The organism is Rhodococcus sp. BP-316 (genome assembly GCF_019836105.1).
In the GTDB taxonomy this organism is placed as follows: Bacteria; Actinomycetota; Actinomycetes; order Mycobacteriales; family Mycobacteriaceae; genus Rhodococcoides.
This window is the reverse complement of the sequence record NZ_JABUEE010000008.1, coordinates 133334-159658: the sequence shown is the minus strand read 5'-3', so window position 1 is coordinate 159658 and position 26325 is coordinate 133334. Positions and strand designations below refer to the sequence as shown.

The window sequence follows — 26325 nt, the reverse complement described above, 5'->3', positions numbered from 1 at the left end:
GAGCCGTCGTGTCGAACGGTGCAGGTGGATCGATCGGTGAACCGCTCACCTCGCGGGACGCCTTGAACTATTACTTCGAATCGGCTCGTACGCCGGGCAGCATCGTCCACGGCTACGTGCTCGGAGAAAGACCGCACCGCGGTCACGAAGTCTCGATCGGGGAGGCAGTGTCCTTTGCCGAGTCGGTGACGAGCTTCCACCCGTTGTTCACCCGTCGACTGGTGCCCACGCCCCTCGACCTGACCATGCCGCACTGGGTTTCGTGCGACGTCGACATCGAGCGCCACGTTTTCCTGCATCGGGCCCCCACGGACTCCGGCGGCAGTTACCTCGCGGAGTGTGTCGCGAGGGTCTCGTCCCAGCCTTTCGACTACTCACGACCCACGTGGGAGATCCATTTCGTCACTGGACTGAACGGTGCCGAGGGTGTTCCCGACAATGGCACCGTCATGCTGTTCAAGGTCCACCACTGCGCGATCGACGGTATGGGAACCTCGGCGCTCGCCCACCGCATGCTGGCGCCGTCGGACGCGGATGTCAGCAGATTCCACGACGACGACTTCGTGCGACGGATACGACCGATACCCACGACAGCGGCGGCAGTGGCGCGACTACCGCGGGAGCTGGCTGTCTTCGCGAAGGCGGTGATGGTGCGCCACAGAGCACAGCGGAGAGCTGAGCTCGAGGGCACGATCCCGTCGCGCTCCACCACGACGTTCCCGGCCACCAGATTCAATCGACGGGTCACGCCGGACATGACCTTCGGCTACTTCGTCGCCGATGTCGACGATCTGCGGACAGTGCGCTCCGCTGTCCCCGGTGCCACCGTGAACGACGTGCTGCTGTCGGTCGTCGGTCTCGGTCTGTCGTCCTACCTCGCCACTGTCGACGAAACACCTGACGAGACACTCGGCGTCTCCTTCCCGGTCAACGTGCGCTCCGGAAGCGGGTCCACCACGGCGAATCAGCTGGCGTTCGCCGTGGTGTCCATGCACACCCACATACCGGACCCATTGGACCGTGTCCGTGCCGTCGCCTCGTCGACGTCACGGGCGAAGTCCGAAGTCACCACGAGGGTGGGAGCCCTGCCACCGAACGCGGCGTCGGTGGCGCCGGCGGTGTTCCAGCGCATCGCGGCGCGTCTGCAACCGTCCGCGCCTCCTGACCCTGTTCGAGTGAGTATGAACACCATGGTCAGCAATATCCCGTACGGTGCAGCGCGGATGGAGGTGTGTGGTGCACCGGTCACCGGAGTCTTCGCGCCTCTGCCCACCGTCGACGGCGTCAACCTGGCCCATGTCGCCGTCAGTCACGGCTCGCGGATGATCGTCACCGTGTCTTCCCACGTCCAGTTGCTACCGGACCCGGAACGCTACGTCGAATGCCTTCGCGCAGCCCTCGACACATTGCTCGACGCGGCGCAGGGTTTCCGGCGAACACCCATGCTCCCTGCTACCGGCTGAGGTACGCGGAGTCACGATGTCCTGAAGGGACAGCGAGTGCGCCGGGTAACGTTCGAACCGCTGACGAAGATGTCATAGTCAGTGATCGACACCCGAGCGCCGACAATGGAGATCGAATGCCGCAAGTGGACACCGCCGTATCCGTGGAGGACGTACACAAGTCCTTCGGATCGGTCAATGCCCTCCAAGGCATCAATTTCTCCGTCCCCGAAGGTTCGATCCTCGGCATACTCGGCCCCAACGGCGCCGGTAAGACCACCATGGTGAAGATCTTGTCCACTCTGACCCGCATCGACAGCGGGCGAGCGATGGTGGCCGGTCACGACGTGTCTCGCGACCCGGCGGCAGTCCGTCGGTCCATTCTCATGACCGGTCAGTACGCGGCGCTCGACGATTCGCTGACCGGTCGGGAGAACCTCCACCTGTTCGGCCGCCTCATGGGCCTCACGCGCAGGTCAGCGCGTAGCCGTGCCGTGGACCTGCTCGTGGACTTCGACCTCGAGGACGCCGCGGACCGTCGGGTCTCCGAGTACTCGGGGGGCATGCGCCGACGGATCGACATCGCGTGCGGACTCGTCGTGAGGCCCAAGGTCGTGTTCCTCGACGAGCCCACCACCGGCCTGGATCCTCGCAGCCGCAAAGCTGTGTGGTCTCTCGTGTCGTCGCTGCGCGACCAGGGGATCACGACGTTGCTCACCACTCAGTATCTCGAAGAGGCGGACCTGTTGAGCGATGACATCATCGTCATCGACACCGGCCGCGTCATCGCCCAGGGAAGCGCCGATCAGCTCAAGAGTCGCATCGGAGCGAAGACGGTCGAGATCACACTGGACAGCGTCGCCGACCTCGACAGCGCTGTCCGCTCGTTCCAGGGGCTCAATCCGACGATCGCAGCGGCCAATTCTTCCGACGCTCCGGTCGTGTCCCTGCCGGCCGACGACGGGCCGACCGTCTTGAGCGAAGCGCTTCGTCGACTCGAGATCGCTGGGATCGCCGTCGAGGACATCGCATTCCGTAAACCCTCCCTCGACGACGTCTTCCTCTCACTCACCGGTACCGGCGCGTCCGAGACCACCCAACAGCCTCCTGTCGAACATCAGGCGGGATCTCTGTGACCGGCGTCCTGTCTGCGCGCGACGAGACGCGCGCGTCTCATCGCGCGGTGGAGCCCACGGCGTTCAACCAGTGGGCGAGTCTCTCCGAGCGCAACCTGCGGCACATGGTCAAATCCGGACATCTTCTGGTCGCGATCATTGCTCCCGCGGTCTACACCGCTGGGTTCTACCTGCCGCTCAAATTCGTCATGCAGCTTCAGGGCATCGATTACGCCCAATTCCTCATGCCGATCATCTGCTTGCAGACAATGGCTTTCACCGCGATCTCCGCCGCACAGCGCGCCGCGATGGAGGGCACCTCGGGAATGACCTCGCGTCTACAGACGATGCCCATCAAACTCTGGGTACCGCTCCTCGCGCGGTCCACGGCGAACTTCGTCCACGCTTTCGTGTCACTGGTGGCAGCAATCCTCTACGGCACGCTCATCGGCTTCCGTTTCTCGGGCGGCCTCGCATCCGCGGCGGCGTTCTTCGCCTTCGCGCTCCTCGTCGGATTCGCACTGTCGACGGGTGGCGACGCCATCGGATCGCTGTCGCGCAGCCCAGAGGCCACCAGCCAGGCCCTGACGCTGCCGCAATTGATTCTGGGCATGTTGTCGTCCGGGTTCGTTCCCGAAACAGGCTTTCCGGAGTGGATCAGGCCGTTCGTACGCAACCAACCCATATCCATCTTCGCCGGCGCGATGCGCGACCTCGCCGACACGGGTGTGGTGTGGGCGACCTTGCTGCCCGCCGTGATCTGGGCTCTGGGTCTGATCGCCGTTCTGATTCCTCTGGCAGTGTGGGCGAGCGTGAGACGGTCATGACGGACGCGAGAACGACCGATTCGGCACTGACCCTCCGCCATCTTCCGGAACCCGACGCTGCCCCCAGCGAACGCAGCATTGCTGCGTTGCTGCTGCAGAGCGGTCTTCACTGCGGACGCCTCCTGACACGCTGGCGGCGTGATCCGGGCACGATCATCCAGGCGGTCATCTATCCGGTGCTATTCCTGCTCATGCTGCGTACGGTGCTCGGAAATTCTGTGACACAGGCCACTGGAGTCGACGCCATTTTCGGCACCGTTCCCTTGATCGCTCTCGTCGCCGCCATGAGCGGTTCTCTCGCCAGCGCCATCGGACTGCGACGCGAGCGCAAGGCCGGTCTCCTGGGACGTTTCTACACTTTGCCGACACATCGAGCCGCGGGCCTGGTCGGACGCCTGATGGCCGAGGCGCTTCGCGTCGTACTGACGACCTGCCTCATCTACGCAGTGGGATTCGCTCTCGGCTTCCGGTTCGATCAAGGAATTGCTGCCGGAATTCTCTCGATGGGTGTTCCGCTCATGTTCGGAACTGCGTTCGCGGTGTTCGTCACCTTCCTGGCCATCTCGTCGAGCACGCTCCCCCTCGTGGAGGTGGTCGGAATGACGTTCACCATATTGATGTTCTTCAATTCCGGCTTCGTGCCCACCAATGCTTATCCACCGTCCCTTCGGCCGGTCGTGGAGCACAATCCGATATCGACGTCGGTCGACACCATGAAGGCGCTGACACTCGGCGGCCCGCTGCAGTCTCCCGCGATCCAGAGTGTGGTATTCGCCGTAGCGCTGCTCGTGCTGTTCCTCGGACCTGCAATTCGCGGCTATCGAAAGGCCGCAGGGAGCCCCACCTGACTCGGCACGTCTGATGTGATGTGTGTCACTTTTTTCACGAGCTGGACGTTTTTTTCGAGCCGGTTCTCGTGGTCTGCGACCGGTGAAGCGCGGGTTCACGACTCGTCGGACACCCGGACGGCCTCTTTCCAGTGACCGGCACCGGACCCGCGATCGTGTCGCGGCCTCGCTCCGCACCCGGTCGATCTCTGCCTGAACGGCGAATGATCGACACTCGGTAGGGTCGACAAGTAACGGGTGACGCCGTGCCCGATGGTGCAGAACGCCACGCGACGTCGCCACCGCCCTTGTGGCGTCACCGAACGTGCGGCACCTGAAAGGACGGTCGATCCCGTCGATGACCTCATTGATCTCTCGCCCTCGTGGCGTTCGTCTGCATCCCCGAGACGCTGTGAACATTCTCGCGGAGAGCGAACGAATGGTTGCCAATCTCGTCGAGGTCGTGGTCTTTCATCCCCATCCGGGCACCGAGGCCGACACGCTCGACCTCGGAACGATCGCCGAGTGGCTGGTTCCTCGCCTCGAGACCGTTCCCCAATTCCGACGCGTCCTGCGTCGATCGCGGTGGGACCTGGGAGATTCGTTCTGGATCGACTCGCCGAGGCCCGACCACGCGGCAGGGTTGTCCGTGACGCAGGTGAGCGAACCCGGTTGGGCGCCCGTCGAGAACGCGGTCACGTCGATGATGAACGAGCGTATGAACCTCTCGGAGCGCACGTGGGAGATCAGGTTCCTGACCGGCACATCCCACATCCAGGGTGTCCCGGACGGCGCGTGCTTCGCCCTGGTCAAGGTTCACCACTCGATCATGGACGGCCTGGGTCTGGCGGACGCTCTGAAGACGATCTTCGGTGACGACGTCTCGCTCCCCCGTCGTGAGGACGAGACGTGGGGACATCATGCCGCGGAGCGAGTACCGACCTCTCTCAAGAACGCGGTCACGTTGCCTTACGGATTGCTCAAGTACGTGCGCCGCTACCTTCTCGAACGCAAGGACGGTGACGCGTCGGAAGAAGGACGCCCGACACATCCGGCGACACGCTTCGACGGCCGCACCGATCGCGGCACCGTCTGCCGTGTGATGTGGTTCGACGTCGACGACATCAAACGGTCCAGGGCCGCCGTGCCCGGCAGCACGACCAACGACGTTCTCCTGGGCATAGTGTCGGGTGCGATGCAACGCTATCTCGAGGAGATCGGGGAGCGTCCTGAGGGTTCGCTGGGCTCCACTGTGCCGATCGCGCTCGACGGGACCGAGTCGGCCAACCGCGCGTCGTTCCTCACGGTGTCTCTGCATTCGGACGTGTCCGACGTGCGAAAACGCCTCGCTGCCATTCAGCGGTCGACGGCCATGGCGAAAGCCGGCATCGCGAAGAAGACGCAGTCTGCGCGGAGGCGTTCCATCGACGTGATCCCGCCGATCGTCGTCAAAGTTTTCATGTCATTGCAATCTCGCAACCGCGCCACGCCCGTCAACGTCGCGTCGAACACCGTTCTGTCGAACATGATGCACGGCGACAGCCGGCTCGAACTGCTCGGCAGGCCGGCGTTCGGAATCTTCACACCCATGCCGATCGTGGACGGATTCGGCTTGTGCCACCACGCGGGCACCCTCGGTGACACGTTGGCACTGACCATCACGGCCGATGCCTCGATGCTGACCGACCCCGACCGCTACTGCGCGCTGATCGAGGAAGCGCAACACTCGCTGAACTCGCTGGCCAGCTGACCTCGGGCTCGACCTGGTCACGCCGTTCGTCGGCCTCCGCACGCGGACCGACGAACGGCGTCGCCGTCACCGGCGGACGAACACGTCCCTGAGTGCGGGGCCGATGATCGTCAGGGCTCGGTCGCTCGTCATCTGCCAGTGGCTCACATCGACGGGTATGTCCGTGACCACGTCCGCGAACGGCTCCCACGATGCAGCCGGACCCGCTTCGTCCCCACGCCCTTCCACTGCTGAGAACATCACGATCTCACCGTGGTACCTACCCGGATGATGCTCGGCACCCAGCGCACCGTTGACGGTCGCCGTCGTGATCACATTCCGAATGATTTGCGGATCCACCTGTCCCGCGAGAGCTGTGCTCGTCGAGAGATAGTCGACCAGGGCATCGGCCGACTCGGACGCGGACGCGACATCGTCGGGTGCTGTCAGGGACCCGTCGACGAGCCCGGATGCAGCCAGGAAATCGGTCAGATGATCCGCGTCCTCGGCGTCGTTCGTCGTGTCCAGCGAGTGGGCGTAGGAGTCCAGCATCACCAACGACTCGACGACCGCGCCACGCTGTTGCAGCTGAACAGCCATCTCGTGGGCGATCCTGCCACCGAGTGACCACCCGAGCAGACGGTACGGGCCCTCGGTCTGCACGGAGAGTATGGCGTCGACGTAGGTCCGGGCCAAGGCCGCGACAGAAGTTGCCTGAGCGTCGACGTCGAGTAGGCCGGGCGGCTGCAGTCCGTACAGCGGAACCTCGTCGAGGTGGGGTGCGAGAGCCCCGAAGCTCCAGGACAGACCGGACACAGGGTGCACGCAGAAGACCGGTCGCCCTTCCCCGCCGGCAAGTGGCAGCACGACTCCCAACATGTCCTGCAGCCCCGTGGTCGACGCGGTGGTCGAGCCGTCGCCGACGCTGCGGATGTGATCGGCGATGTCGGCCGGAGTCGGACCCAGGAAGATCTGCCGCAGCGGAACCTCCACGCCGAGGTCGCGTCGGAGTGCTGCGGTGAGCTCCATGACGCCCAGCGAGTTTCCTCCCAAGCCGAAAAAGCTGTCGTCCGGACCGACGGCGTCGGATTCGAGAACATCGGCCATCGCAGCGCAGATCCGGCGCTCGAGCTCGTCGCGTGGCTCCCGCGACGCGAACCTCTGCGTGGTCGGCTCCGGGAGTGCCCGCCTGTCGACCTTGCCACTGGCGTTCAGCGGCAATGCATCGAGCGCGACTATCCGGGCAGGGACAAGGAAGTCCGGGACCGTCTCCGACAACCGTCGTCTCATCTCGGTCTCGTCCGGGTTCGGCTCACTGGACACGACGTAGCCCAGTAGACGACTGCGCCCACCGGTTCTCCGCACCACGACCGCGGCATCGGTGATGCCGTCGAGACCGCGCAGAGCAGACTCCACCTCACCCAGTTCCACTCTGACACCGTTGACCTTGACCTGATCGTCGGTTCGGCCCGAGTAGATCAGCTCACCCTCACCGTCCCACCGCACGACATCGCCCGTGCGGTACATGCGCGAGCCCGGAGTGCCGCTCGGATCGGCAACGAACCTGGTGGCGGTGTCGCCGGGCCGCGAGGCGTATCCACGTGCGAGCTGAGGTCCCGCGAGGTACAGCTCGCCGTGCACCGAGGGTCCGACCAGTCGGAGTGTCGTGTTCCTCACCGTCGCCGCGGTCGTTCCCATGGGAGGACCGATCGGGACAGCACCGGATTCGGAGCCCGTCGAGCGGTGCCGAGCAACGGACAGTGTCGTCTCCGTGGGACCGTACTCGTTGGTCGGCCGCACGATCCCGAGCGCCGCGACCGAGGCCACCAGATCGGTCGGGAGTCGCTCACCTCCACTGACGAGCAGGCGAAGTGAACTGCACCTCCCCGGCGCGATCGCGTCGACGAAGAGACGCAGCACCGAGGGAACGAAGTGCATCACCGTGACCTGTCGTTCGTCCACGACGTCAGCGAGATACCGCATGTCGAGGTGGCCACCGGGTCGTGCGATCACCAGCCGGGCGCCGACCAGCAGCGGCCACCACAATTCCCTCACCGATGCGTCGAAGGTCATCGGCGTCTTGTGGAACACGACGTCGCTCGCGTCGAGCGAGTACTCGTTCTGACGCCATTCCATACTGGTCGACACAGCATCGTGAGGCACGACGACGCCTTTGGGACGACCGGTCGATCCCGAGGTGAACATGACGTAGGCGGGCGTCGAGGGGTGGATCTCGCGCTGGCGCCGCAGAACCTGAGCGAGCGCGGTGTCATCGTCCGTACCGGACATGGCATCGAGATCGAGACGGGTTCGCCCGTCCGCGACGGAATCCAGTCCGGACTCGTTCATCGATTCTCGGTCCGAGAGAAGGTAGCGCGCGCCACTGTCCAGCACCAGGACCTCGTTGCGGTCCACTGCGTGACTCGGGTCCACCGGAACGTACGCAGCACCGGCCGCCACCACGGCGTGGAACGCGACGAGCTGTCGTGCCGATCGTGGAAGGACGACCGCGACCGTCGATTCCGGGCCGACTCCCGCAGCCATCAGTTCGGACGCCACCGAGACGATCTCCTCGGAGAGCTGTCCGTAGGTCAGTGTGGTCTCGGAGGCGTCGCAGAAGACTGCGACGTCGTCAGGCGCGGCGAGCACGGTCCGACGGAACTGTTCGAACAGAGTCTCTGTACCGCCCGATCCTCGACGATCGAGCCCGCCGAACGCGGTGACCGTTCGGATGTCCTCCTCGGACGGAGCAATGAGGGAATCGATGCGGGCAGTGGGATCGCCGACCGCAGCGTCGAGGACGCTCGTGAACTCGTCCGCGATACGCCTGACCGTCTCCTCGTCGAACAGGTCGACGGCGTAGATGAACCGTGCGAGATATCCACCGATTCCGTCGGGATCGTCCGCCATGGTCAATTGCAGGTCGAACTTGGCGATGCCAGGGTCGATCTCGAGGCCCTCGACCGACAGCTCGGGGAGCGTCAGGCGCTCGTTCCTCAGGTTCTGGAACGCGAGCATGACCTGGAAGAGAGGGTGCCGTGACGTGGCCCTGGGCAGGTCCATCATCTCGACCACCTGCTCGAACGGGACGTCGGCATGAGCGAACGCACCGAGTGCACGCTCCTTCGCGTGACCGAGAACGTCCGCGAAGGTGGCCGACGGTGCCATCTCGGTTCGCAGAACGAGTGTGTTCACGAACATGCCGATCATCTGATCCAGCTCGGCGAGGCCTCGTCCCGCGTACGGAGTGCCGATCGCCACGTCGTTCTCCCCGGTGAGACGGTGGAGAGTCACAGCGAGGGCTGCGTGCACGACCATGAACGGGGTGGCATTGGCGGCCCGCGCCAGATCCCGCACTCGCGATCCCGTGCCGGCGTCCACTCGCACGTCCACGGTCGAGCCGCGGTTCGACGGTGTGGCAGTGCGAGGACGGTCGAAGGGCAATCCGATCTCGTCCACGAGGCCCTCGAGTACAGATGTCCAGTAGACACCCTGCGAGGCCAACAACGAGGACGGGTCGTCGGGCGCCCCCAACACAGCACGCTGCCACAGCGTGTAGTCGACGTACTGCACATCGAGCGGTTGCCACGTCGGACTGTTCCCCAGCGCTCTCGAGACGTAGGCGACAGCGATGTCACGAGCGAGCGGACCGGCACTGAATCCGTCCGCAGCGATGTGGTGCACCACGACCACCAGGACGTGCGACCTCGAGTCGACGGTGAGCACCGCCACCCGCAGCGGCGGAGCAGTCGTGACGTCGAAGGGTGTCGAGGCCATCGACGTGACCATTCGAACGACCGCACTCTCGGCGTCGTCCTCGGTCCGCAGGTCGACCTCCGTCACGTCGACGCCTCGACCTGCAGGCAGCACGACCTGTTCGGGCGCCCCACTGTCGGCGGGATACACGGTCCTGAGGCTCTCGTGTCGGTCGACGACGTCGTCGATGGCATCGCGAAGCGCGTCCACGTTCAGATCGCCTGTGAAGCGCACCGCGATCGGAATGTTGTACGAGGACGACTCCGGCTCCAGACGGTTGAGGAACCACATGCGCGACTGCGCGAGCGAGAGCGGCACGTGGGCAGGACGTTCGACGGGCACCAGCGGTGCACGGGTGTCCGACGTCGACGCCGACTCGGCGCGCGCCGCGAACGTCGCGACGTCGGCCGACTCGAACATCTCGCGGATGCCGATGCGGGTGTTCAGCCGGGCGTTGACCCGCGCCACCACCTGCGTCGCCGACAGCGAGTTGCCACCGAGCTCGAAGAAGTTGTCGTCCATGCCGACTCGCTCGACACCGAGCACAGCGGCGTACGCGGCGGCGACGATCTCCTCGACCGGGGTGGACGGCGCGCGGTACTCCCGCGCCACGTCCAGATCGATCGACGGCAGCCGGCGACGGTCGAGCTTGCCGTTGACGCTCAGCGGCAACTCGTCGATCACCACGATGCGCGCGGGAACCATGTAGCCCGGAACCGCTTCGGCCGCAGCGGATCGCACCGCGTCGACGTCGAGGGTGACGTCCTTCTCGGGCACCACGTAGCCCACCAGCAGCTCGCCGCCGGCGGTACGGGCGACGGTGGCGGCCGATGCGGCGACACCGTCGGCGGTGGTCAGCGCGGCCTCGACCTCGCCGAGTTCGATACGGAAACCGCGCACCTTGACCTGGTCGTCGGTGCGGGCGACGAACTCGAGCACCCGTGCGTCACCGCGGGTGACCCAGCGGACCGCGTCACCGGTGCGGTAGAGCCTGCCGGACCCGAACGGATCGGCGACGAAGCGCTCCGCCGTCAGGGTGGTGTTGCCGAAGTAGCCGAGCGCCAGCTGATCGCCCGCGAGGTAGAGCTCACCCGCGACACCGACGGGTACCGGCTGCAGTCGCGAATCGAGAACGTAGACCTGCACGTTCGCCTCGGGTCCACCGATGGACACCGGACCCGTCTCGTCGGACGCGATGTGGTGCACGGTGACCGAGACCGCAGCCTCCGTCGGTCCGTAGAGGTTCACCACCGGAGCGTCGGACAGTCGGCCGAACGCGGTGACCACATCGCGCGGCAGCGCCTCGCCGATGCACAGGACCGCTCGCAGTGACGCGACGTCCTCGGCCGACGCCACCGAGGCGAACGCACCGAGGAGCGACGGCACGAAGTCGGCGACGGTGACGTTCTGCTCGCGCATCAGTCGCGCGAGTTCGGTGGGGTCCCGGTTCGCCTCGGGCGAACCGATCACCAACCGGGCGCCCGCGGTCAGCGGCCACCACAGCTCCCACACCGACAGGTCGAACGTGGACGGTGTCTTCTGCACCATCGCGTCGTCCGCCGTGAGTTCGAACTCGTTCTGGATCCACCAGAGCTGGTTCGCCACAGCGCGATGCGGCAGCGCGACGCCCTTGGGACGTCCGGTCGACCCCGAGGTGTAGATGACGTACACGGGGTCCTCGGCCGACAGCGGGCGGCTGCGCTCGTCGTCGGTGACGGGAGCGTCGGAGAAGTCCGAGAGCTCCGCCGTGAGCACGTCGATCGTCGGGACGTCCGAGGGCGCCGACAGAGCTCGACCGCCCAGCAGGATCAGCGACGGCCGGGCATCACCCAGCACGTACTCCGTGCGCTCGGCCGGGTGGTCGAGGTCGATCGGCAGGTAGGCCGCACCGGCCTGGACCACCGCGTACATCGCGACCATCGACTCGGTCGACCGCGGCATCGCCACGGCGACGAGATCACCGGTCCGCACGCCGTCGGCGAGCAACCTGCGCGCCAGACGTGCGACGCGAGAGCCGAACTCGCCGTACGTGAGTGAGACGTCACCCTCGGTCAGGGCCGCGACGCCGGGACGCTCGGCGACGCGGTCGGCGAACATCCGTGCGACGGAGGTGGGCGAGCCGACGACACGAGTGTCGTTGGTGTCCACCAGGATCGACCGACGCTCGTCCGCACTCAGGACGTCCGCGGTGTGCACCGGTGCGTCCGGACGGGCGATCAGCGCGTCGACCACGCGGGAGAAGCGCTCGGTGAACGACTCGGCCGTGGCGCGGTCGAACAGCGCCTCGGCGAAGGTGAGCACCGACTGCAGCGAGCCGTCCTCGGCTCCCTCACTCACGATGAGGTGCAGATCGAACTGCGAGACCGCGGCCTCGAGCCCGACGTCCCCGACGGTGAGGTCGGGGAGCTCGAACGTCACCGGCGCGAGGTTCTGGAACGAGAAGCCCACCTGGAAGATCGGGTGGTACGCGGTCGACCGACGCGGGTCGACGGCCTCGACGAGCTGCTCGAACGGCACATCGGCGTGACCGAACGCGGCCAGGTCGACCGAGCGGGCGGCCGCGACCAGATCGGCGAACGACGCATCCGGATCGACGTCGAGACGCAGTGCCAGCGTGTTGACGAACATGCCGACCATGTCGTCGAGTTCGCGCTCGCCACGTCCGGCGATCGGGGTTCCGACGGCGATGTCGCGCGAGCCCGACAGGGCACCGAGCAGCACGGACCACGCCGCGTGCACGGCCATGAACAGCGTGCCCTGACGCGACGCGGCGACGGCGCGCAGTCCGGCCGTCTGCTCGGGGGTCAGCGCGAACTGCACCGAGTGGCCGAGCATGGACTGAACCGCCGGGCGCGGCCTGTCGGTCGGCAGCTCGATCGGATCGTCCAGACCGGCGAGCTGCTGCTTCCAGTACGCGATCTGCTGGGCGGTCAACGACTCCGGGTCGCTCTCCGATCCCAGCACCTCGCGCTGCCACAGCGCGTAGTCGGCGTACTGCACGGGCAGGGGTGCCCACTCCGGGATCGCTCCGGCGACGCGCGCCGAGTAGGCGACCATGACGTCACGTGCCAGCGGGCCGAGCGAGAATCCGTCCGCGGAGATGTGGTGCACGACGATGGACAGCACGTACTCCGCCGCGTCGCCGGCCGGGTCGACGAACTCGAGCAGCAGACCGCGCACGGGCACGGCGGCCGTGACGTCGAACCCGGACGCGATGAACTCGAACAACGCGCCGGGCACACCGGCGGTCTCGACCGGACGTGGCGCCAGGTCAAGGGGAACGTCGTCCACACCCAGGATCACCTGGTAGGGACCCTCTTCCGACCCGGGGTACACCGTGCGCAGCGTCTCGTGCCGGGCGAGGACGTCGCGGACGGCCTCCTCCAGCGCGGCGACGTCGAGCGTGCCGGTGAGGCGCACTGCCAGCGGGATGTTGTACGCGGGCGAGCTGGTGTCGAACTGGTTGAGGAACCACATGCGGCGCTGTGCGAGCGACAGCGGCACCGGATCGGGCCGCTCGCCCGCGACGAGCGCGGGGCGACGACCGACTCCACCCGAGAGTGCGCGCGCCGCGAGTTCGCCCACGGTCGACGCGTCGAAGATGTCGCGCACGCCGATGTGGGTGTCCAGTGCCGCGTTGATACGCGCGACGGCCTGGGTGGCCACGAGCGAGTTGCCGCCGAGATCGAAGAAGCTGTCGTCCACACCGACCCGCTCCACGCCGAGAAGATCGGCGAACACCTCGGCGACGGCCTGGTCCTCGGGCGTCTCCGGGGCGCGGTACTCGGCCTGCTGCCGCACCAGGGTGGGCTCCGGCAACGCGGCACGGTCGAGCTTGCCGACCGGGTTCAGCGGCACGGAGGTGAGCGGCATGATCACCGCGGGCACCATGTGCGCGGGCAGGCTCTCCTTGACAGATGCGTGCACGGCCGCGACGTCCAGGGTCGCGCCCGCCTCGAGCAGGGACGCCGCCGGCAAGACGTAGGACACGAGATCGGTGACGCCACCGACGGATCGGTGGCCGACCGTCACGGCGAAGTCGACGTCCGGATGGGACGTGAGCGCGGCATCGATCTCGCCGAGCTCGATGCGCTGGCCACGGATCTTGACCTGGAAGTCGCTGCGGCCGATGTACTCGACGGTGCCGGCCTCGGTCCAGCGGACCACGTCGCCGGTGCGGTACAGACGGCTCCCCGCGGGACCGTACGGATCGGCGACGAAGCGCTCGGAGGTGAGCGTCGGGCGGCCGAAGTAGCCGCGCGCGACACCCGGACCTCCGGCGTAGAGCTCACCGGGAACGCCGACGGGCACGGGCCGCAGTCGGCCGTCCAGCACGTACTCGCGAGTGCCCTTGCTGGGACCGCCCACCGTGATCGGATCGCCTGCGGAGAGGGGCACCGACGCGTTGATCATGATCGTCGTCTCGGCGGGTCCGTACCCGTTGACGACGGTGCGGCCGGACGTCGCCCACGCCGCCATCAGATCCGGCGGAAGAGCCTCGCCGACGGGCATGACGGCGCGCACGGACGGCACCGCGTCCGGCTCGACGGTCGCCAGCGCGGACGGCGTGATCACCATGTGGGTGACACCCTCGTCGGTGACGAAGCGCGCCAGATCGGGTCCGCCGTAGAACCCGGCGGGCGCCGGTGCGAGCGGAACCGCGTTGCCGGCGGCCAGCAGGATCTCGAAGATCGACGCGTCGAAGCTCGTCGACGCCACGGCCAGAATGATCGACGCGTGATCGATCCCCAGCGAGTCCGTCTGTGCGGCCACCAGATTGGCGAGACCGGTGTGCGGGACGACGACACCCTTGGGGCGACCGGTCGATCCGGACGTGTAGATCATGTACGCCGCGTTGCTCATGCGTACGGTGCCGAGACGCTCACCGTCGGTGAGGCGCTCGGGCGAGCGGGAGTCGACGTCGGCCGCGAACTGCTCGTCGTCGAGGACGAGCCACCGCAGCCCGTCGACGTCGGCGGGGCGGTCGGCGACCGTCGTGATGCCGAGCGCCGCCGTCGAGTCGTGCACCATGTAGTCGATGCGCTCGGCAGGGTGTGCCGGGTCGACGGGCACCACGTAACCGCCCGCCTTGGCGACCGCCCAGACGCAGAGCACGAACTCGGGTGACCGCGGAACCGCCACGGCCACCACGACGTCCGGTCCGACACCCGCGTCGACGAGGACGCGTGCGAGGCGCGCGGCACGAGCGTCGAGCTCTTCGTACGTCCACTGCACCGATCCCTGGCGGACGGCGAGTCTGCTGGGAGCGTGATCCGCGGCGTCCTCCAGGATCCGGACGAGCGTGCGCTCGTCGACGTCGGCGGATCCGCGGCGCGACAGCAGGTCAGCACGCTCGTCGGCGAGCAGCGTCTCGATGCGGCCGACGGGCGCACCCGGTGACGTGGCGAACGCCGCGAACACGGCCTGCAGGCGACTGCCCAGTGCGGACACGTACTCGTCGGAGAACAGGTCGCGCAGGTAGCGCAACGTCATGCGGATCTGCGTGTCCGCGAACGTGACCACGTTGATCGGGTAGTGCGTCGCGTCGAGCACCTGAGCACCGGTGACGGCCATGCCGTCGATGGACGCGGCGGCCTTCAAGCCCTCCTCGTCCACCGGGTAGGACTCGAGAACGGTGATCGAGTCGAACACCGCGCCCGGGCCGACAGCGGTGGTGATGTCCGCCAGCCCCAGGTAGTGGTGGTCGAGCAACGCCGTCTGCTCCTCCTGCAACCGGAGCAGGAAGGACTCGATGCTGTCGGACTCGTCGATGCGCACGCGGACGGGCAGCGTGTTGATGAACAGGCCGACCATGGTCTCGACGCCCTCGAGGTCGGCGGGGCGACCGGAGACCGTCCCACCGAACGCCACGTCGTCGCGGCCCAACTGGCGCGCGAGCACGAGACCCCACGCCGCCTGCACGATCGTGCTGAGCGTGACACCGAGACGCGACCCCAGATCGGTCAGCTCGGACGTGACCTTCTCGTCCATGACGACCTCGACCCGACCCGTGTCGGTCGAGACCCCGGACGTATCGGTGATGCCCGACAACAGCGTCGGCTCCTCAGCGCCGGCGAAAGCGGTGGTCCACGCCTTGACCGAGACGGCGCGGTCGCGGACCGACAGCCACTCCAGGAAGGAGCGGTAGGACCGGACCTCGGGAAGCAGCGACGCATCTCCGCGCAGGGCGTACAGCGTGAGGAGATCCTTGAGCACCAGCGGCATCGACCATCCGTCGATGACGATGTGATGCGCCATGAACGACAGCGTGACCGCGTCGTCGGCGGTGCGGATCATCCGGAAGCGCACCAGCGGCGCACTGTCCATCGCGAACCGGCGGTCCCGCTCGGTCTCGAGCTCGACGCGCAGGTCGCCCTCGATGTCGTCGTGGCCGCGCAGGTCGACGTCGACCCACGGAACCTCGGCGGAACTCGGAACCAGTTGCACCGCACGACCGTCCGCGGTGGTGCGGAACGATGTCCGCAGCCCGTCGTAGCGCGCGAGCAGCGCACCGGCCGCGGCGACGAACCGGTCCCGGTCGACGTCGCCGGTCAGGTCCATCACGACCTGCATGACGTAGACGTCGGGAGCGCCGGCCGGCTGCATCGACGAGTGGAACAGCAGACCCGCCTGCAGCGGAGCAAGGGACCAGACGTCCTCGAGATGAGACCCGGCATCGGACATCTCGTTCTCGAAGACCTCGATGTCCTTCTGCGACACCGGCACCAGCGGTACGTCCGACGGCGTGAGGCCGCCGGCATCGCCGCTCCCGACGTGCTGAGCGAGCGCCGTGAGCGCCTCGACCCAGTAGGTGCCGAGCGCGGACACGTCCTCCGACGACAGGATGCCGCGGGGGAAGGCGAACGTGGCACCGAGCTGCTCGTCCGCGAGGACTGCGTTGATGTCGAGCACGGCGATCGCCGGCATGTCGGCATCGAGAGGCACGTCCGCGAGGGTGGTGATGTCGGACGACGGGAGGAAGCCCAGACCCTCCGCACCCTCGGGCAGCTCGCCCGCGGACAGGCGGCCCAGGTAGTTGAAGCTGATCTGGCCGACGGATCGCGCGAGAACCGAGCGTCCCGTCTCGTCGAGGTAGCGCAGCATGCCGTAGCCCATACCGCGATCGGGCACCGCGAGCAGCTGTTCCTTGACGGCCTTGACAGCTCGGCCGGCCGCGGCGCCACCGGCGAACGCGTCGTCGAGGTCGACGTCGGTGAGGTCGAGCAGCACGGGAAAGATCGACGTGAACCAGCCGACGGTCCGCGACAGATCCGCGAGTCCGGCGTCACCGAGCACGTCCTCCTCGCGGCCGTGGCCCTCGAGGCGCAGCAGCAGCGACGACGTCTCGGTGCCGCGCTCACGGCGCCACTTCGCCACGGCCAGAGCCAGTGCGGACAACAGTCCGTCGTTCACGCCGCCCCGGAACACCTGCGGCAGAGCGGTGACGACGGCGGTCGTGACGTCCGCCGGGACGGTGACGCGCACCTTGTCGAGCGTGGCCTGCACGTCGACGGCAGGGTCGAGATCGCGGTCGCCGAGCAGCACGTCCTCGGACCGCACGACGGAACTCCAGAACGGCAGTTCCGAACGACGCGACGGCGCCTGGTCCACGAGCGCGTGCGCCCAGGTACGCATCGACGTGCCCACCGGTTGCAGAGTCGGCTCGGTCCCGGAGGACACGCCGAACCACGCGGTGACCAGGTCCGGCACGATGATGCGCCACGAGACACCGTCGACGGCGAGGTGATGGCCGGCGACGACGAGGTGGCCGCCGGTCGACGGCCCCCGGTCCAGCCAGACGAACTGCACGAGACGACCGTCGGCCGTCGAGAGGCGATCCAGTGCCGAGTCGAGTGCCGTGCGGGCCACCTTCTCGAGGTCGTCGCCCGTGACGTCGGCGTCGACGTCGACTCGGGTGAGCAGCGACGCGGCGTCCACCGAACCCGGTGCCGCGGTGACGATCTCGAAGCCGTCGTCGAGCGACCCGGTGAGGCTCGCGCGGAACATGTCGTGACGGTCCAGCACGGCCTGCAGTGTCGCGGTCATGCCGGGCTCGTCGATACCCGTCGGCAGGTCCAGTACGACGCTCTGCGAGAAGCGCTCGTAGGCGCCGCCGCGGCGGGTCATGAAGTGCTCCACCGGGGTCAGCGGACGCGATCCGACGCCGCCACCCTCGAGTTCGGGCAGCATGCGGACGGCGTTCTCCCCCGACGACACGACGGCCGCCAGCGCGGCGACGGTGCGGCGCTCGAAGACGTCACGCGGGCTGAGGGACAGTCCGGCGGCGCGAGCACGCGATACCAGCTGGATGGAGACGATGGAATCGCCGCCCAGGGCGAAGAAGTCGTCGTCGGCGCCCACGCGCTCGACCCCGAGAACATCGGAGAACACAGCAGCGAGGGCACGCTCGGTCTCGGTGCCGGGCTCGCGGTAGGTGTCGGTGTCGGTGCCGAACTCGGGCGTCGGCAGAGACCGTCGGTCGACCTTGCCGGTGGCGCCCAGCGGCACCTCGTCCATGAGGACCACGGCCGACGGAACCATGTGAGCCGGCAGCGATTCCGCAGCCCACTCGGTGACGTCCGATTCCCGCAGACGAGATCCGGGAGTGAGCGTGACGTACGTGACCAGCACCGTCGAGCCCGCTGCCGTGGTGAACGGGGTGGTCACCGCGAACTGCACCTCGGGATGGGAGGAGACGACGACATCGATCTCGCCGGGCTCGATGCGGAAGCCGCGAACTTTGATCTGCGAGTCACCTCGGCCGACGTACTCGAGTTCGAGCTCGTCCGTCCCCGGACGTCGCCACCAGCGCACGACATCGCCGGTCCGGTACATGCGGGTTCCGGGCTGACCGTACGGGTCGGCGACGAAGCGCTCGGACGAGAGTGCCCGGCGCTCGTGGTAGTGCTGCGCCACACCGGGTCCCGCGGTGTAGAGCTCACCCGGAACACCGACCGGAACGGGGCCCAGTCGACTGTCGAGCACCATGGCACGACCGCCGCGGATCGGGCCACCCATGGACACCGGGCCGTCCGGACTCAGCGGGCCGCCCAGGTGCGAGACGATCGTGGTCTCGGTGGGGCCGTACGCGTTCAACATCCGACGGCCCGGCGCGAACCGAGCCACGAGGTTCCGATCGAAGGATTCTCCACCCACCGCCACCGTCTGCAGCGACGGAAGGCCCTGGTGATCCATCGACGTCAACGCCGCCGGGGTGATGAACGCGTGCGTCACCTCGTGTCGGCGGATGAACTGTGCGAAGTCCTCTCCACCGTAGATCGACGTCGGTGCGACCACCATCGCCGCGGACGACGAGAACGACAACAGCACTTCCAGCAGGGAGGCGTCGAAGCTCGGAGAGGCGAAGTGCAGTACCCGAGAGTGCCGATCGACCCGATACGTCTCCGCCTGGGTGGCTGCGAGATTCGCCAGACCACGATGGGACACCGAGACGCCCTTGGGCAGACCGGTGGAACCGGAGGTGTAGATGATGTACGCGCGGTCGGCCGGCGTGACGGCCGTCGGGCGGTCGGCGTCGGTGATCGGATTCGCCGACGCGGCCGAGACCTGTGCCCGGATCTCGTCGGAATCGACGACGAGCCAGTCGATCTCGTCGGGCAGGGACGCCCGGTGCACGCCGAGCGTCAGGCCGACACGGACGCCCGAGTCGGTCACCATGTGCTCGATGCGATCGGCCGGGTAGTTGGGGTCGATCGGGACGAAGGCCGCACCCGTACGGGTCACCGCCCACATCAACGCGACCGACTCCGCGGAGCGCGGGACGGACAGCGCCACGGCGGATCCGGCTCCGATGCCCCGGTCGATGAGCACGCGGGCGAGTCGAGCCGAGAACTCGCCGAGTTCGCGGTAGGACACCGACGTCCCGTCGAACAGGACCGCGGAGTCGAAGACCAGTGCCGGGCCGTCGGGGTTGCTCTCGACGGCATCGACGAGGAGGTCGCCGAGCGTCCGCTCCGCCACCGCGTCGTCCCCGGTGACGGGTGCCAACGACGCCGCCTCCTCGGAGTCGAGCAGTGGGATGTCGCCGACGGCGCGGTCGGGCGTCTCGATCGCCGCGGCCAGCACGCGCTCGAAGCGCTCGCAGAACAGCGTGACGGTCTCCGCGTCGAACAGGTCGGTGGAGTACGTCACCTCCATCGTCATGCCCGCGGCCTGTACGTCACCCGACCGGCCTCCGGCCTGCCCGCCGTCCTCCACCGTCTCGGTGATCTCGATGGACAGGTCGAACTTCGCGGAGTGGATGCCGGCGTCGTACCGGGCGACCTCGAGGCCGCCGAGTTCGAACGTCGTGCGCTCGAGGTTCTGGAACGCCAGCGCCACCTGGAAGAGCGGGTTGTGCGATGTCGAGCGCTCCGGAGCGAGGACCTCGACGAGCCGCTCGAAGGGGATGTCCGCGTTGCCGAAGGCGCCGAGGTCCACGGTCTTCGTCTCGGCGAGCAGCTCGGTGAACGTGGCGTGCGGCGAGACCTGCGTGCGCAGCACGAGCGTGTTGACGAACATGCCGACGAGGTCGTCGAGCGCTTCCTCGCCGCGACCGGCGATGGGGGCACCGACGGCGATGTCGGTGGTGTTCGACAGTCGGGCGAGTACGACGGCGAGCGCACTGTGCACGACCATGAAGAGGCTCGCGTCGTGGGCGCGTGCGAAGTCTGCCGCGCGAGTGTGGATCTCGGCATCGATCGTGTGGTGGACCGCGGACCCGGCCCCGGTGGACACCGCGGGACGCGGGCGGTCCGACGGGAGCGTGAGCACCTCTGGCAGATCGTCGAGCTGCGTCACCCAGTACGACTCCTGCTGCGACGCCAGTGATTCCGGGTCGGACTCGGAGCCCAGCATCTCGCGCTGCCACAGGGAGAAATCCGCGTACTGCACGGTCAGCGGACGCAGCGGGCCGTTCTCGGACCACGCCGGCGTGCCGGCCTGACGTGCCGCGTAGGCGGTCATGACGTCGCGGGCGAGCGGGCCCATCGAGAATCCGTCGGCACTGACGTGGTGCACGACGAACGCCAGCACGGCCTCGGTGTCCGACGTCCGCAGCAGTGCGCCGCGCAGCGGCACCTCCGCGGTGACGTCGAAGCCGGAGGTCACCATGTCGAGGACGCGCGCCTGCACGTCGTCCGCGGCGACCTCGGTCACGGCGAATTGTCCGGCGACCCGGTCGGCGGGCAGGATCACCTGGTACGGCGTGCCGTCCACCTGCGGGTAGAGCGTACGCAGAGACTCGTGGCGCTCGAGCACGTCGCCGACGGCCGCGCGCAGCACGTCCACGTCGAGCGCACCGCGCAGCGTGATGACGAGCGGGATGTTGTAGGCCGCCGACTCGGTGTCGAACTGGTTGACGAACCACATGCGGGACTGCGCGAGCGACAGCGGAATTCGCTCCGGGCGCTCCCTCGGCGCCAGCACGGGCCGGGTACGGCCGGTGTGTGCCGCGGCGTCGATCCGGGCGGCGAGCGCAGCCACCGTGGGCTTCTCGAACAGATCGCGGACGCCGATGGAGCTGGACAGCGCCTCGTTGACCCGCGCGACGGCGCGCATGCCGACCAGCGAGTTGCCGCCGAGTTCGAAGAACGAGTCGTCGATGCCGACGCGCGGGGCGTCGAGTAGTGCGGAGAAGACGTCCGCGACGACCTTCTCGGACACCGTCTCCGGAGCCCGGTACTCCCGCGGTCCCGACACGTCGACGGGCTCGGGCAGAGCGCGGCGGTCGAGCTTGCCGCTGGGGCTGAGCGGGATCTCGTCGAGCACCGTCAGGTGCGACGGCACCATGTACGCGGGGACGCGCTCGGCGACCAGGTCGAGGACACTCGCCAGTTCCGGTGCGCGCCCGGCCTCCGGCACGATGTACGCCACCAGAGCTTCGCCGGTGCGCTCGTCGGAGTGCACGATGGCCACGGCGCGGGCCACGTCCGGGTGCGCGGTGAGAGCGGACTCGATCTCGCCGAGCTCGATGCGCAGACCACGGAGCTTGACCTGAAAGTCGGTGCGGCCGAGGAACTCCAGCTCACCCGACGCGGTGACCGAGACGAGGTCGCCGGTCCGGTACATCCGCTCACCGGTCGTGCGGGGATCGGCGACGAAGCGATCGGCGGTGAGGTCGGGCCGACCGAAGTACCCACGAGCCAGCTGCGCGCCCGTGAGATAGAGCTCTCCCGGGACACCGACCGGAACGTCGTGCAGACGCGAGTCCAGCACGCGCGCACCGGTGTTACGGATCGGGCGACCGATGGGCACGGTACGGACGTCGGCGTCGGTGGTCCGGTGCAGCGTGGACGTGACCGTCGCCTCGGTGGGGCCGTACGTGTTGTCGAGCTCGGCGGCCGACGAGGCCGCGAACCGACGCACCAGATCGGCGGACAACGCCTCGCCGCCCACCGACAGGTAGCGCAGCGATCCCGGCAGGGCCAGACCGGCATCGGACATGAAGAGCTCGAGCATGGACGGTACGAACTCGAGGATCGCGATGCCGTGCGAGCGCGCCTGGTCGAGCAGGTACTGCACGTCGAGGTGGCCGTCCGGACGCGCGACGACGAGGGTGGCGCCGAGCTGCAAGGGCAGGAAGAGTTCCCACACCGACGCGTCGAACGTCACCGGCGTCTTCTGCAGCATCGTGTCGCCGACCGTGAGGTCGTACGTCTCGTGCATCCAGAGCATCTGGTTCAGGACGGAGCGGTGCGAGACCGCCACGCCCTTGGGGCGGCCGGTCGAGCCCGATGTGTAGATGATGTAGGCGATGTTGGACGGCACGAGCGTGCCCGTCCGCTCCGCGTCCGTCAGCGGCTCCGCGGACACGTCGGCGAGATCGACCGTGTCGACGTCGATCACGTTGTGGTGCTCGGGCAGGTCCCGGTGATCGCGCGTGGTGGTCAGCACGACGACGGGTGCGGCGCTGGACAGGACGTACTCGGTGCGCTCGTGCGGGTGGTCCGGATCCACCGGCACGTAGGCGCCACCGGCCTCGAGCACCGCGTAGATCCCGATCATCATCTCGAGCGAGCGGCGCATGCCGACGGCCACGCGGGCGTCGGGACCGACCCCCAGTGCGACGAGGTGCCGTGCCAACCGGTTCACCCGCGTGGAGAACTCGGCATACGTGAGAGAGGTCCCCTCGTACACGAGCGCGGTCCGACTCGGATCCTGTGCGGCGCCGCGGCGGAACGCGTCGACGAGGGTCTCGGCGGGCAGCGGAGCGTCGATGCCGCGCAGCGCGGCGAGCTGCGTCTGCTCGCCGGAGGTGGTCAGCGGGAGATCGCCGACGGCGGTGGAGGAATCGGCCACGACGGCGGCGAGGATGCCGACGTAACGTTCCGCGATGGTGCGTGCGGTGGGTTCGTCGAACAGATCCGTCGCGTACAGCAGCGACCCGTCGATGGGACCGGGCGACCCGTCGGGGTTCACCTGCTCCATGAGCGTCAGCGTCAGGTCGAGCTTCGCGACCGGCACGTCCGAGTCGAGGAGACCGATGGTGACGTCGGGCAGCTCGATCTCGGTGCGTTCGAAGTTCTGCAGCATGAGCAGCACCTGGAACAGCGGCGCGTAGGCGAGCGAGCGCTGGGGTCGCAGGATCTCGACCAGCCGGTCCAGCGGCAGGTCCGAGTTGCCCAGCGCATCGAGGTCCGCGGTGCGGGTGCGGAGCAGGAAGTCCTCGAACGACTCCCCCGGCTCCAGATGCGATCGCAGGACCAGCGTGTTGCCGAACATGCCGACGAGCGGATCGAGCGCCTGCTCGCCGCGGCCCGCGATCTGCGTGCCGACGGACACGTCGTCGGTGGCGGCCATGCGCGAGAGCAGCACGGCCAGGGCGGCGTGCACCACCATGAACAGCGTCGAGTTGGTGCGTCGCGCGAGGTCGTTCAGACCCTCGACGACATCCGTCTCGAGTCGGAACGGCACCGTCGCACCGCGGGACGACGGCTGCGCCGGTCGCGGCCGGTCGGTGGGGAGTTCGATGACCTCGGGAGTGCCGGCGAGGGCGCGCGTCCAGAAGTCGATCTGCTTGGCGCTCAGCGACTCCGGGTCACTCTCGTCGCCGAGGAGCTCGCGGTGCCACATCGCGTAGTCCGCGTACTGCACCTCGAGCTCGGGCAGCTCGGGAGCCGCACCGGCGCTGCGCGACACGTAGGCCGTGGTGAGATCGCGTACCAGCGGGGCGAGCGATCCACCGTCACTGGCGATGTGGTGCATGACCACGGCGAGGACGTAGTCCTGGTCCGCGATCTGGAAGAGCTTGGCACGGAAGGGCACCGAGGACGACACGTCGAAGCCGTCGAGCACCACCGGGGTCAGTCGCTCGTACACCGAGCTCTCGTCGATCCGCTCCGGATCGAGCACCACCGACACCGACGACGCGGGCTCGATGCGCTGCACCGGACCACTGTCGGTCTGCGGGTAGACGGTGCGCAGCGTCTCGTGCCGCGTGATGAGATCCTCGAACGCGTGGCCGAGCGCCTCGAGATCCAGCGCACCCGTCATCCGCAGCACGACAGGCTGGTTGTACGCGGGCGACGCCACGTCGTACTGGTTGGTGAGCCACATCCGCTGCTGGGCGTAGGACAGCGGCAGGTCACCCGAGCGATCACGACGCACGAGCGGCGGCCGCTCCGGGGCACCGAGCGAGAGATCGACCCGCGCAGCGAGATCCGCGACGGAGGTCGCCTCGAACACGTCCCGCACCGCGATGCGGGACTGCGCCGCCTGGTTGATCCGGGCGACCACCTGGGTCGCGAGCAGCGAGTTGCCACCGAGTTCGAAGAAGGTGTCGTCCAGACCCACGCGCTCGGCCGACAACAGGTCCGCCAGCACCTCGGACACCGTGATCTCGGTCCGCGTCTCGGGAGCCCGGTACTCCTTCGTCGACGTGCCGATGGTCGGCTGCGGCAGCGCCGCGCGATCGAGCTTGCCGACGGGTGTGAGGGGCACGGCGTCGATGACGATGATCTCGGACGGCACCATGTACGCGGTGAGGCTGCGGCCGACGAAGGCCGTGACGTCGTCGACGTCGATCTCGTGGCCCGGCTCGGGCTGCACATAGGCCACGAGCACCGTCGAGCCGTCGGGCAGCTGATGTCCGGCCGCCGCGGCGAAGCGGACGTCCGGGTGCGCGGTCAGGGCGGCGTCGATCTCGCCGAGTTCGATGCGGAACCCACGGACCTTCACCTGGAAGTCGGAGCGACCCAGGTAGTCGACCGCGCCGCCGCTGCGCACGCGGGCGAGGTCGCCCGTGCGGTACACGCGCGAGCCGGGTTCACCGAAGGGGTCCGCGACGAAACGCTCCGCCGTGAGCGACGGCCGACCGTGATACCCGCGGGCCAGACCGGGACCCGCCGCGTACAGCTCACCGGCGACACCGGCCGGGACGTCGCGCAGGCGGCCGTCGAGCACGGGCGTGCGGAAGTCGCGGATCGCGCCGCCGATGGAGACGGGCGCGTCCGGGAACAGCTCCGCGCAGTTGGTCATGATGGTGGCCTCGGTCGGACCGAAGCCGTTGAACATGCGGCGGGTGTCGGTCACGAAGCGGGACACCAGTTCCGGCGGGCACGCCTCACCGGCGGTGACCACGACCCGCAGGTCGGGCAACTCCGACGGCGTGACCGAGGCCAGCACGGACGGGGTGATGACGGCATGGGTCACCCGCTGCTCGCGCAGCAGAGCCGTCAGATCGTCGCCGCCGAAGACGTCGGGCGGCGAGACGACCATCGTCGCTCCGGACCCCACGGCCATGAGCAGTTCGAAGACCGAGGCGTCGAAGCTCGGGGACGCGACGGCGAGGGTGCGGGCGGACGCGTCGATACCGAAGCGCTCACGCTGCTCGGCGACCAGGCTCGAGAGGCCGGCGTGCGTCACCTCGACGCCCTTGGGTCGACCCGTCGATCCGGACGTGTAGATCATGTAGGCCGTGTTCGCGGGGCCGAGCACCCGCACGCGATCGGCGTAGGTGACCGGCTCGGCGGACCGTGCGTCGACGGCGGCGTCCAGGTCGGCGTCGCCCAGGACGAGCCAGCTGGGGCCCACTCCCTCCGGCAGGGTCTCGCGGTGCTCCGTGGTGGTGATCCCGAGGGTGGCCCCCGAATCGGTGAGCATGTACTCGATGCGGTCCGCGGGGTACTTCGGATCGACCGGCACGTATGCCGCACCGGTCTTAGCGACCGCCCAGATCGACAGGATCGACTCGGCGGACCGCGTGACGGCCAGCGCCACCACGTCCTCGGCGCCGATGCCGCGCGCGATCAGCTCGCGCGCCAGCTTCGACGACGCCGCGTCGAGCTCGCGGTAGGTCCACTCGGTGGTCGCGCCGGACTCGTCGCGGAACACGAGAGCCACACCGTCGGCGTTCGCCTCCACGGCGGCCGCGAGGATCTGCGGCAGGGTGGCCGCGCGAGGACGCTGCCGGCGACGCGGGCGCTCCCTGGTCGGACGCTCGCGGCGGGGTGCCCCCGCGCGTCCCGGACGTTCCGCCCGCGACCGGTCCTCGTTCGAGGTCTCGTCGGGAGTGCCATCCGTCATCGTCGTGCTCCTCGTGAATCGATACCGAGCCTCGCCCCTGGTTGCCCACCGACGATCCCGCTGCGTACTCGCGACACTCCCCGCGGATGCGCGCACGCGTGCTTC

General features: G+C 68.2%; 6 protein-coding genes. 5 read left to right on the top strand and 1 reads right to left on the bottom strand.

What is annotated here, in order from left to right; all coding sequences use genetic code 11:
• Window positions 1–8: 8 nt before the first annotated feature.
• From HQ312_RS22245 to HQ312_RS16530, 5 genes are all read left to right on the top strand, one after another.
• Window positions 9–1463 (top strand): wax ester/triacylglycerol synthase domain-containing protein, encoded by a 1455-nt coding sequence (locus HQ312_RS22245; protein ID WP_222639353.1) that lies wholly within the window; start codon window positions 9–11, stop codon window positions 1461–1463.
• Window positions 1464–1579: 116 nt separating this feature from the next.
• Window positions 1580–2578, top strand: coding sequence for an ATP-binding cassette domain-containing protein (locus tag HQ312_RS16545; RefSeq protein WP_222639351.1), 999 nt, complete (start codon window positions 1580–1582; stop codon window positions 2576–2578).
• Window positions 2569–3384, top strand: coding sequence for an ABC transporter permease (locus tag HQ312_RS16540; protein WP_374197830.1), 816 nt, complete (start codon window positions 2569–2571; stop codon window positions 3382–3384). The genes HQ312_RS16545 and HQ312_RS16540 overlap by 10 nt, the downstream gene beginning before the upstream one ends.
• On the top strand, window positions 3381–4232 hold the full coding sequence (locus HQ312_RS16535) for an ABC transporter permease (RefSeq protein WP_222639575.1): 852 nt from the start codon (window positions 3381–3383) through the stop codon (window positions 4230–4232). The genes HQ312_RS16540 and HQ312_RS16535 overlap by 4 nt, the downstream gene beginning before the upstream one ends.
• A 337-nt stretch (window positions 4233–4569) precedes the next feature.
• On the top strand, window positions 4570–5961 hold the full coding sequence (locus HQ312_RS16530) for a wax ester/triacylglycerol synthase domain-containing protein (protein WP_222639349.1): 1392 nt from the start codon (window positions 4570–4572) through the stop codon (window positions 5959–5961).
• A gap of 66 nt (window positions 5962–6027) precedes the next feature.
• Here HQ312_RS16530 and HQ312_RS16525 read toward each other — a convergent pair whose 3' ends face one another.
• Window positions 6028–26220 carry a non-ribosomal peptide synthetase gene (locus HQ312_RS16525; RefSeq protein ID WP_222639347.1) on the bottom strand — a complete coding sequence of 6731 codons (20193 nt, stop codon included), beginning with the start codon at window positions 26218–26220 and terminating at the stop codon, window positions 6028–6030.
• Between the last annotated feature and the right edge of the window lie 105 nt (window positions 26221–26325).

Excerpts from the sequence above, each read along its gene's own strand:
- HQ312_RS16545 (WP_222639351.1), top strand. The coding sequence starts at position 1,580 with ATGCCGCAAGTGGACACCGCCGTATCCGTGGAGGACGTACACAAGTCC.
- HQ312_RS16535 (WP_222639575.1), top strand. The coding sequence starts at position 3,381 with ATGACGGACGCGAGAACGACCGATTCGGCACTGACCCTCCGCCATCTT.
- HQ312_RS16530 (WP_222639349.1), top strand. The coding sequence starts at position 4,570 with ATGACCTCATTGATCTCTCGCCCTCGTGGCGTTCGTCTGCATCCCCGA.
- HQ312_RS16525 (WP_222639347.1), bottom strand. The coding sequence starts at position 26,220 with ATGACGGATGGCACTCCCGACGAGACCTCGAACGAGGACCGGTCGCGG.